Source organism: Ideonella sp. B508-1 (genome assembly GCF_000333615.1).
Classification (GTDB): domain Bacteria; phylum Pseudomonadota; class Gammaproteobacteria; order Burkholderiales; family Burkholderiaceae_C; genus Ideonella.
Genome location: NZ_BADL01000602.1, coordinates 1 through 10,405, shown reverse-complemented (window position 1 = coordinate 10,405; position 10,405 = coordinate 1). Strand labels below are relative to the sequence as shown.

At 65.4% G+C, this 10,405-nt stretch carries 7 protein-coding genes and 1 pseudogene; 5 read left to right on the top strand and 3 right to left on the bottom strand.

Features of this window, described 5'->3' with window-relative positions:
• The 5 genes and pseudogenes from dnaA to I73_RS23955 form a co-directional block, all read left to right on the top strand.
• A pseudogene (gene dnaA / locus I73_RS30315) lies at nt 1-761 on the top strand (chromosomal replication initiator protein DnaA); the annotation flags it as partial.
• A 223-nt stretch (nt 762-984) separates the two neighbouring features.
• The gene (gene dnaN, locus I73_RS23970) at nt 985-2,091 is read left to right on the top strand and encodes a DNA polymerase III subunit beta (RefSeq protein ID WP_022982945.1); all 1,107 of its coding nucleotides are present in this window, start codon (nt 985-987) and stop codon (nt 2,089-2,091) included.
• Nucleotides 2,092-2,212: 121 nt separating this feature from the next.
• A complete protein-coding gene (gyrB, locus tag I73_RS23965; RefSeq protein WP_022982944.1) occupies nt 2,213-4,738 on the top strand; it encodes a DNA topoisomerase (ATP-hydrolyzing) subunit B in 2,526 nt (841 codons plus the stop codon).
• 84 nt (nt 4,739-4,822) lie between these two features.
• A complete protein-coding gene (locus I73_RS23960) occupies nt 4,823-6,490 on the top strand; it encodes an RNA-binding domain-containing protein (protein ID WP_022982943.1) in 1,668 nt (555 codons plus the stop codon).
• A gap of 210 nt (nt 6,491-6,700) precedes the next feature.
• On the top strand, nt 6,701-6,994 hold the full coding sequence (locus I73_RS23955) for a hypothetical protein (protein WP_234409601.1): 294 nt from the start codon (nt 6,701-6,703) through the stop codon (nt 6,992-6,994).
• A 28-nt stretch (nt 6,995-7,022) separates the two neighbouring features.
• Here the strand turns inward: I73_RS23955 and I73_RS23950 are convergent, their stop codons facing one another.
• The 3 genes from I73_RS23950 to I73_RS30310 form a co-directional block, all read right to left on the bottom strand.
• On the bottom strand, nt 7,023-8,912 hold the full coding sequence (locus I73_RS23950; protein ID WP_022982941.1) for a DEAD/DEAH box helicase: 1,890 nt from the start codon (nt 8,910-8,912) through the stop codon (nt 7,023-7,025).
• A gap of 122 nt (nt 8,913-9,034) precedes the next feature.
• Entirely contained in the window at nt 9,035-9,472 is a 438-nt protein-coding gene (locus I73_RS32190) for a hypothetical protein (RefSeq protein ID WP_148289907.1), read from the bottom strand.
• Nucleotides 9,473-9,507: 35 nt separating this feature from the next.
• On the bottom strand, nt 9,508-10,245 hold the full coding sequence (locus tag I73_RS30310) for a hypothetical protein (protein WP_159105927.1): 738 nt from the start codon (nt 10,243-10,245) through the stop codon (nt 9,508-9,510).
• Nucleotides 10,246-10,405 lie beyond the last annotated feature (160 nt).

Genomic DNA, 10,405 nt, shown 5'->3' with positions numbered 1-10,405 from the left:
CAGCGCAAGACCTTCGACGAACTGAAGGCCAAGTACCACCAGCTGGACCTGCTGCTGATCGACGATGTGCAGTTCTTCGCCGGCAAGGAGCGCACGCAGGAAGAGTTCTTCAACGCCTTCGAGGCCCTGCTGGCCAAGAAGGCCCACATCATCATGACCAGCGACACCTACCCCAAGGGGCTGGTGGACATCGACGAGCGGCTGACCAGCCGCTTCGACGCCGGGCTGACGGTGGCCATCGAGCCGCCCGAGCTGGAGATGCGGGTGGCCATCCTCTTGGCCAAGTCCAAGGCCGAGGGCGCGCCGATGCCCGAGGACGTGGCCTTCTTCGTGGCCAAGAACGTGCGCGCCAATGTGCGCGAACTGGAAGGCGCGCTGCGCAAGGTGCTGGCCTACGCCAAGTTCAGCCACAAGGAAATCAACATCGCCCTGGCGCGCGAGGCGCTCAAGGATCTGCTGTCCATCCAGAACCGGCAGATCTCGGTGGAGAACATCCAGAAGACGGTGGCCGACTTCTACAAGATCAAGATCGCGGACATGTACAGCAAGAAGCGCCCGGCCAGCATCGCCCGGCCGCGCCAGATTGCCATGTACCTGGCCAAGGAGCTGACCCAGAAGAGCCTGCCCGAGATCGGCGAGCTGTTCGGCGGCCGCGACCACACGACCGTGCTGCACGCGGTGCGCAGATCGGTGGCGAGCGGCAGAAGGACACCGAGCTGAACCAGCAGCTGCACGTGCTGGAGCAGACGCTCAAGGGCTGAATTCCCCGTGCGGGGCCGGGCTGGGGACAAGTTTCGGACAAGTCCCGGCTTGTCCACCGCCCCCGCGATCAGGCCCAAGTTGTTGTCTGTTTGCCCCGCCGCAAGCCGCCCATTCGTCCCCAAGGAAAGCCGCCTGCTAACTGCCTGTCAAAACAGGTGAAAATGGCGTTTTCCACACCGGTGGTCCGTTCCTACTACAACGACCCATCTGAAAGAGGAAGACATGATTGTTTTGAAAGCCGCACAACAACAATTGCTGGGTGCCCTCCAGGCGGTTTCCGGCATCGTCGAGCGGCGTCATACCCTGCCCATCCTCGCCAACGTGCTGCTGCGCAAGAACGGCGCCAGCACCGAACTGACCACCAGCGACCTGGAAATCCAGGTGCGCACCACCGCCGAGCTGGGCGGTGACGAGGGCGCCTTCAGCACCACGGTGGGTGCGCGCAAGCTGATCGACATCCTGCGCTCCATGCCGGCCGACCAGATCGTCAGCCTGACGGCCGCCGGCAGCAAGCTCACGCTGCAGGGCGGCAAGAGCCGCTTCACGCTGCAGACCCTGCCGGCCGAGGACTTCCCGCTGGTCAACGAGGCGGTCGATTTCGGCCCGGCCTTCAGCGTGCCGCAGAAGGTGCTCAAGGGCCTGATCGACCAGGTGCACTTCGCGATGGCGGTGCACGACATCCGGTACTACCTCAACGGCATCCTGTTCGTGGCCGAGGGCAAGACCCTGACCCTGGTGGCCACCGACGGCAGCCGCCTGGCCCTGGCCCAGGCCGAGCTGGAGACCGACATGCCCAAGCAGGAAGTCATCCTGCCGCGCAAGACGGTGCTGGAGCTGATGCGCCTGCTGGGCACCGGTGAGGACCCCATCGAGCTGCAGTTCGCCGGCAACCAGGCCAAGTTCAGCTTCTCGGGCATGGAGTTCGTGACCAAGCTGGTCGAGGGCAAGTACCCCGACTACAACCGCGTCATCCCCAAGAACCACAAGAACATGGTCATCCTGGGCCGCACCCCGCTGCTGGCCAGCCTGCAGCGCGCGGCTATCCTGACCAGCGAGAAGTTCAAAGGCGTGCGCATGAACGTGGAGCCGGGCGCCCTGCGCATCGCCTCCAGCAACGCCGAGCAGGAAGAGGCCAAGGAAGAACTCGAGATCGACTACGGCGGCCCCGCCATCGAGATCGGCTTCAACGTGACCTACCTGATGGACGCGCTGGCCAACATGGACAGCGAGATGGTGCAGATCGCGCTGCACGACGGCAGCTCCGCCGCGCTGATCACCGTGCCCGAGCAGGACGGCTTCAAGTACGTCGTGATGCCGATGCGGATCTGACGCCTGCGGCGCCAGCTCCGCTGCGCGGTACCCCTTTCGCACCCCCTGCCCCCCGCCCAGCGGGGGTTCCAGTCAGACGGATGCCCGGGCCGGTTCACCGGCCCTCTTAGTTTCAAAAGCCATGAGCGACACCACCCCGACCCCCGACAGCCAGCAGCCCACCCCCGCCCCCCAAGGCTCCGGCGGCTATGGCGCCGAGTCCATCCAGATCCTGGAAGGCCTGGAGGCGGTGCGCAAGCGCCCGGGCATGTACATCGGCGACACGTCCGATGGCACCGGCCTGCACCACCTGGTGTTCGAGGTGGTGGACAACTCCATCGACGAAGCCCTGGCCGGCTACTGCGACGACATCGTCGTCACCATCCACGCCGACAACTCCATCAGCGTGGTGGACAACGGCCGCGGCATCCCCACCGGCGTCAAGATGGACGACAAGCACGAGCCCAAGCGCTCGGCCGCCGAGATCGCCCTGACCGAGCTGCACGCCGGCGGCAAGTTCAACCAGAACAGCTACAAGGTCTCCGGCGGCCTGCACGGCGTGGGCGTGTCCTGCGTGAACGCGCTGTCCAAGTGGCTGCGCCTGATCGTGCGCCGCGAGGGCCAGGTGCACGCCATCGAGTTCCGCCGCGGCGTGCCGGTGGACCGCGTCATCGAGGTCGTCGACGGCTTCGAGACCAGCCCGATGAAGATCACCGGCCCCACCGACAAGCGCGGCACCGAGGTGCACTTCCTGCCGGACACCGAGATCTTCAAGGAAAACAACGAGTTCCACTACGACATCCTGGCCAAGCGCCTGCGTGAACTCTCCTTCCTGAACAACGGCGTCAAGATCCGCCTGATCGACGAGCGCACCCAGAAGGAAGACAACTTCGCCTATGCCGGCGGCGTCAAGGGCTTCGTGGAGTTCGTCAACAAGGGCAAGAAGATCCTGCACCCGAACATCTTCCACGCCATGGGCGACAAGCTCAGCGACCAGGGCACCAACGTCGGTGTGGAAGTGGCGATGCAGTGGAACGACTCCTTCAGCGAGTCGGTGCTGTGCTTCACCAACAACATCCCCCAGCGCGACGGCGGCACCCACCTGACCGGCCTGCGCGCGGCGATGACCCGCGTCATCAACAAGTACATCGAAGACAACGAGCTGGCCAAGAAGGCCAAGGTCGACATCGCCGGTGACGACATGCGCGAAGGCCTGGCCTGCGTGGTCAGCGTCAAGGTGCCCGAACCCAAGTTCAGCAGCCAGACCAAGGACAAGCTGGTCTCCAGCGAGGTGCGCGCGCCGGTGGAAGACATCGTCAGCCGCCTGCTGACCGACTGGCTGCTGGAGAACCCCAACGACGCCAAGACCATCTGCGGCAAGATCGTGGACGCTGCGCGTGCCCGCGAGGCCGCCCGCAAGGCCCGCGAAATGACCCGCCGCAAGGGCGTGCTCGACGGCATGGGCCTGCCCGGCAAGCTGGCCGACTGCCAGGAGAAGGACCCCAGCCTCTGCGAGATCTACATCGTGGAGGGTGACTCCGCCGGCGGCTCGGCCAAGCAGGGCCGCGACCGGAAGTTCCAGGCCATCCTGCCGCTGCGCGGCAAGATCCTGAACGTGGAGAAGGCGCGCTACGAGAAGCTGCTCTCCAGCCAGGAAATCCTCACGCTCATCACCGCGCTGGGCACCGGCATCGGCAAGGGCATGGGCGGGGACGACTTCAACCCCGACAAGCTGCGCTACCACCGCATCATCATCATGACCGACGCGGACGTGGACGGCGCCCACATCCGCACCCTGCTGCTGACCTTCTTCTACCGCCAGATGCCCGACCTGGTGGAACGCGGCCACATCTACATCGCCCAGCCGCCGCTGTACAAGGTCAAGCACGGCAAGCAGGAGCAGTACCTGAAGGACGGCGTGGCCCTGGACGCCTACCTGCTCAAGGTGGCCCTGGACGGCGCCAGCATCAACCCCGGCAACGGCCAGCCCGTGCTGCAGGGCGAGCGCCTGGCCGAACTGGCTCGTCACTACGTGCAGGCCAACAACGTCATCGACCGCCTGGCCAACTGGATGGACGTGGAGGCCCTGCGCGCCTTGAGCGACGGCCTGACCCTGAACCTGGACGACACCGCCCAGGCCGAGGCCAGCGCCCTGGCCCTGAAGGCCGCACTGCACGATGCCGACGTCGAAGCCGTCTTCGACGAACGCACCGACAAGCACCTGCTGCGCATCAGCCGCCGCCACTACGGCAACGTTAAGAGCAGCATCATCGGCCCGGACTTCCTGCACGGCGACGACTACGAAACCCTGGCCCTGGTGGGCCGCGAGTTCAAAGGTCTGCTGGGCGACGAGGCCGTGGCCAAGCGCGGCGAAGGCGAGAAGGCCAAGGAAATGCGCGTGGCCGACTTCCGCGCCGCCATGGCCTGGCTGATGCAGCAGGCCGAAAGCAGCGTGGGCCGCCAGCGCTACAAGGGCCTGGGCGAAATGAACCCCGAGCAGCTCTGGGAAACGACGATGGACCCCGAGGTGCGTCGCCTGCTGCGCGTGCAGATCGAAGACGCCATCGAGGCCGACAAGGTCTTCACCATGCTGATGGGCGACGAGGTGGAACCGCGGCGGGATTTCATTGAGACGAACGCACTGCGGGCGGCGAATATTGACGCGTGATCGGTTATCGCCGTGGGCCTTCCGTGCCGAAGCTTTTGAAGTGATTGAAGAAGAAGCCGAGGACCAAGCCGGAGGAGCCAACGCATGAGCCTGGACATCCACGCCAAGCTGAGCAGCCTGTTGGCGCTGACGGCTGAGAATGAGGTGGTCGAGTTCAAAGAGGCCAAGAACGGCTACGACTTCACCAAGTTAGGCAAGTACTTCTCGGCCTTGTGCAACGAGGCGAACCTGAAGGGTTCTCCTGCAGCCTGGTTGGTGTTTGGTGTAAACGACCGGCGGCAGGTGGTGGGCTCGAACTTTCGGCTTGCGCGCAAGGACCTGGACCACCTGAAGGGTGAGATCGCCAGCAAGACGACGAACCACATCACCTTCGTCGAGATCCACGAAGCGCTGCGGCCCGAGGGGCGTGTCGTGATGCTGGAGATTCCCGCCGCGCCCCGTGGGCTGCCGGTAGCTTTTGAGGGGCATTACCACGGTCGCGATGGCGAAGAGCTAGGGCCGTTGAACCTAGAAGAGATCGAGCGCATCCGCGCCCAATCCACGGTGGATGACTGGAGTGCCGTCATCGTGCCGGAGGCCAGCTTGGCTGATCTGGACGAAGAAGCCTTGGCTGTGGCCCGCCGCAACTACAGAGCCAAGTTCCCCGACAAGGCCGCAGAGGTGGACGCTTGGGATGACCCAACCTTTTTGAACAAGGCCAAGCTGACTATCAAGGGCAAGCAAACGCGAGCTTCATTGCTGCTGCTGGGCCGCGAAGAGGCCGAGCACTTTCTGCTGCCCGCCGAGGCCAAGATCCGCTGGCTGCTCAAAGACCATGCGGGCAATGACCGGGACTACGCCTTGTTTGGCATGCCGATGCTGCTGGCGGTGGACAAGGTCTACGCCAAGATTCGCAACCTCAAGTACCGCTACATACGCGAAGGCACGCTGTTTCCGGAAGAGATCGACCAGTACGAGCCCTATGCGATACGAGAGGCGCTGAACAACTGCATCGCGCACCAGGACTACACGCTGGCCAGCCGCATCAACGTGGTGGAGCGGGAAGAGAGCCTGAGCTTCACCAACAAGGGCAGCTTTGTACCCGGCGACGTGCAGCGCGTGGTGATGGAAGACGCACCCGAGGAGCACTACCGCAACCGCTTCCTGGCCACGGCCATGTTCAACCTGAAGATGGTGGACACGGCGGGCGGCGGCATCCGCAAGCTGTTCATGTTTCAGCGGCTGCGCTTTTTCCCGATGCCGGACTACGACTTGTCGGGCAACCGGGTGCAGCTCACGCTGACGGGCAAGGTGCTGGACATGGACTACGCCCGCATGCTGGCCCGTGATGGCGGCCTGGCTTTGCCGGACATCATGGCGCTGGACAAGGTACAAAAGCGCCAAGCCTTGACGGCTGATGAAGAGCGCCGCCTGAAGAGTGGCGGCCTGATCGAGGGGCGCAAGCCCAACTACTTCATTGCCAAGACCCTGGCGCAGCAGACAGGCCAGAAGGCCAGCTACAGCAAGAACCTGGCTTTCGACAAGCAGTACTACCTAGACCTGATCTGCAAGGCAGTGAAAGAGCATGGCTCGTTGGCCCGCAAGGACATCGATGAACTGCTCTGGAACAAGCTGCCGGATTGGATGGATGACAAGCAGCGCAGGATCAAGGTGGGGAACCTGATCGCGGAGCTGAGGAGAAAGCAGCGCATCATCAACAAGGGCAGCGACACCCGCCCGTCTTGGGCTCTCGTTCAGCCTGATGTTCGATGAGAGCAAATGAGAGCGCGATGAGAGGCTCCCTCTCCGGCCCCATAAAAGTCAATGACTTAGCCTCTCTTTGCAGGTATGTCCCCACCTGAATTGAAGAGAGCGACCGCACGAGAGAGCCCACATGCTTACCGAATCAGCCATCGAAGCCTTAGCCATCAAGCCGCTGGAACGCCAGGGTTATACCTACGTGCATGGCCCTGAACTGGCACCGTGAGGTTGCCCCTGGAAATCGGCGATGTCTTCAGCCACGCCGAGGTGTCCACCTTTGCCCTGGCGGACTTTGCCTCGCGCTGCGGTGTGGACCGCCAACTGATGCGCCGGGAGGGGCAGCGACTGGCGAGACGGGCGGCTGCCGAAGCAGCCGCACAGGCCCAAGCCACCGATTACGAAGACGCGGCCGAGCGGGCCTTCGTGCACGGCCTGGCCAGGTTCGTGGCTCAGCAAGCCGAGCGGCTGACGCAGCTGGTGGCGGACGCGGCGCGATGGAAGGACGAGGACTTGTGAGGAGCGGCAGAAGCCGCCCCGAGGGGGCTCACGCCTCCGCTCGGAACATCTCCCCCACCCGCCCCATCGCCTGCACCACCCGCTCGGTCAGCAGCGACTCCCCGCTGCGCGCCAGCGTGAGCTGCTGGGTGGCGCGGGTCATGCCCACATAGAGCAGGCGCACGGCGTCGTCCAGGGTCTCGTCCTTCATGGGCAGGGCCTGCAGGCCGCCAATGAAGACGTGGGGAAACTCCAGGCCCTTGGCGCTGTGCAGGGTGATGAGCTTGACCGACGGGGTGGCCCAGTCGAAGCGCCGGAAGGCGCGGGTGTTCATCGAGTCAAAAGCGATGTGGGCGCGCTTGAGGGCCTGCTCCAGCGGCGCCATCTGGTACTTGGCACGGAACAGCACGGCCATGTCGTTCAGGGGCACCCCCTCGGCCACCAGGGCGGCGATGCGTTCGGCCAGCAGCTGCGCTTCCTCGGCCGGGTCCTGGGCGCTGATGAGCACCGGCATGGGGCCGCGCCGGCCGGCGCTGGCGGGCTGCACCAGGGGCAGGGCCTCGGGGTCGTCCCCCGCCGCCTCGCCCCGCTGCAGCAGCGACTGGGCGCAGGTGCTGGCCAGGGCCAGGATCTCGGCGGTGTTGCGGTAGTTGAGCTTGAGGATGCTGGTGCGGCCCAGGGCCTGGATGCCCACGCTGGCCAGGCTGAACCGGCGGCGCTTCTTCTGGTAGATCGACTGGGCGTCGTCGTACAGCACCAGCAGGCTCTGCGTGCTGGGGCTGACCATGCGGGTGGCCAGGCGCAGCCAGGCCTCTTCGAAGTCGTGGGCCTCGTCGATCAGCAGGGCCATGTACTGGCCGCCGGGGATGAAGCCGGTCTCGATGGATTTCTCCACCGTGTCGGCCAGCAGGCGGAAATGGGCGTCGCGGTCGGGCACGTCCGGCACGTAGAGCTGGTAGCTGTTGACCAGGTCCTGGCACCAGCTGTGGAAGGTGCGCACCTGCACCCGCTCGTCCACGCCGCGCTGGCGCAGCAGGGCGTCGATGCGGTCGGCCAGCGCGCGGTTGAAGCACAGCACCAGGATGGGCTGGTCGGGCCGGGCCGCGGCGGCCAGCTGCTGGGCCCGGTAGATCAGGATCATGGTCTTGCCCGAGCCGGCCACGCCGTGGATGACGCGGTGGCCCTCGCCCAGCGTGCGGGCGATCTGTTCCTGCTGCAGGTCCATCACCTGCATCAGGTCGGGCAGCAGTGGCGCCTGCGCCGCGGTGGCGGCGTCACCGCCAAAGTCCAGCCCCTCCTGCTGCTGCACCCGGATCTCGGGGAACAGGTGCCAGCGGATGCGGTCGCGCTGGGGCAGCGTGAGCGTGTGCGGGTAGTGGACGGTGAACAGGCCCCACAGACGGTTGAAGAAGTCGCCGGGGTTCACGCTCTCGTCCAGGTCATCGCGCAGCAGCGTCTGGTGGGCCGGGAAGACCTGGGCGAAGTCACCCCAGGCGGTGTCGGCCAGATCGGCCTGCCGCAGATGTGAGAACACCACGCCCCAGCCGTAGGGGAAGAGCAGCTTGCCCTGGAAGGGGCCGTCGGCGCGCACCAGGGTCGGGTCCTGCTGCATCAGCGCCACCAGCTCGAAGGCGTAGTCACGCGCCTGGCGCAGCGGGTTGGCCTCGGTCACCCGGCCGCGGGGCGTGTCCAGCTCCACCGCATCGCGGTTGGCGGTCACCAGGGTGCTGCGCTTCCAGTCCTTCACCTCCAGCAGCAGAATGCCCTGGCGCGGGCTGAGCACCACGAAGTCGGGCTGACGGGCCCGCGGGCCCAGCGGCACGTTGTGCCAGACGAGGTAGTCGTCCCCCAGGCAGCGCTTGAGCTGGTGCAGCACACGCCGCTCGCCGGGGTTGCAGCGCTGGTCGACGTTCGTCAGACCTTGCGGAAAGATGGCCATGGCAGCCGGGCTCCCTGAATCTTCTTGTGATGGGAGCAAGCCTAGCAGCCACAGGCCTTCACGGAGGCCGAGGTTCGCCCCGAATCACCGACATTTGCCCGGTATTCGCACCGACATCCACACTAGATGCCCATGCCCTGCTTGCGAAATGGACCGATGCAGCTGTCCAGGCGCTCCGCCTCGCACATCAGGAATTCGGGTCGCGAAGGGTGGAGGATGATGTAGTTGATGGCGACATGGCCCACCTGCATGGTCTCACCCATGCAATCAGGCCGACCGTTTTCCTTGACGATCTTGTCGACCCATTTGTAATAGCCCTTTGGCGAGGGGACCCGGTCGATCTCGAATTCGGACTCGGCGGCCTGCGCCCCGCTGGTGACCGAGGTCGTGCCGTCGGCCTTGATGTTGTAGATCTCGTGGCACTGCGTGCCGGGCACATCAATGCGCCAACTGCCCACCAGGGGATGCTGGGGCGGCAGGGGTGTTCGCTGGACGTCCTGGGCGAGTGCAGCCGACGTACCGGCCATGGTGAGGATCGCGGCAGCGATCAGCGTGTGCATGTTCATGGTTGGAATCTCCCTCATCGGTGAATGCATCATGGCGGAGTTGGCTGCCAGCCCGCCTCGGTCCACCTCAACAACTGATCGGACAGGCGATTGGGAGCCTGCGCCATCACCCGGCTCACCAGCATCCGGAGGCGCCAGATGGCATTGGCCGAGTCCTCGCCGATGTAGAAGACCGCGTCCGTGGCTGGCAGGGCCACGATCAGCGTGCCGCCCTGGGCCTTGGCCAGCGGTGCCCAGGTGTCCGGCAGCAGCAACCGGCTGGGGTGAAAGCTGTCGCCGACCAGCTGGCCAATCTGGCCGGGTGGCGCAGGCCGGGCTTCGTCCATCAGGGGCGGCAGTGTCTGCCTCAGGTTGGCCAGCCCCAGATCGAAGGCCTCCTGCTCGCTCAGGCCCAGCGCCTTGGCCTGAGCAGGCCCCAGCATCTTCACCGCCTGGGGAGAGTCGAGGACAGGCACGGCCACCAGGTCCGCCACCATCGGGCGCGAGAAGAGTGGAACGGGAGCCGAAGCGCCCAAGCTGGCACCGACCGCCTGGACGTACTGCGCCGTGCGCACCACCACGCGGACCGCTTCCCGCGTCGGCGGGGCATGACGGTCCCGGTAGACCTGAACAACCGTGTGCACGTAACGGTCCACCTCGGCCGTGCACCCTTCTGCGTCGCGCCCGCAGTACGAGTAGACCCGGTCCAGGTTGGCCTGCAATTCCCCCAGGCCCAGGGTGAGTGGCCCCTTGACCACAACGTCGACATCCTGTGCCTGACGACGCATGACGCGGGCCACCTGGTCTGTGAACGTGGCTGGATCACGGGCGATCGGCTCCGCGTGGGCGGACGCCATCACCATCCGTACACAGGCGGCGAGAAACCGGGAGAGCTGGGTCATGAATGGGTCATGGGTGGGTCAGGAAGTGGCAGGTTCGCTCGCAGGG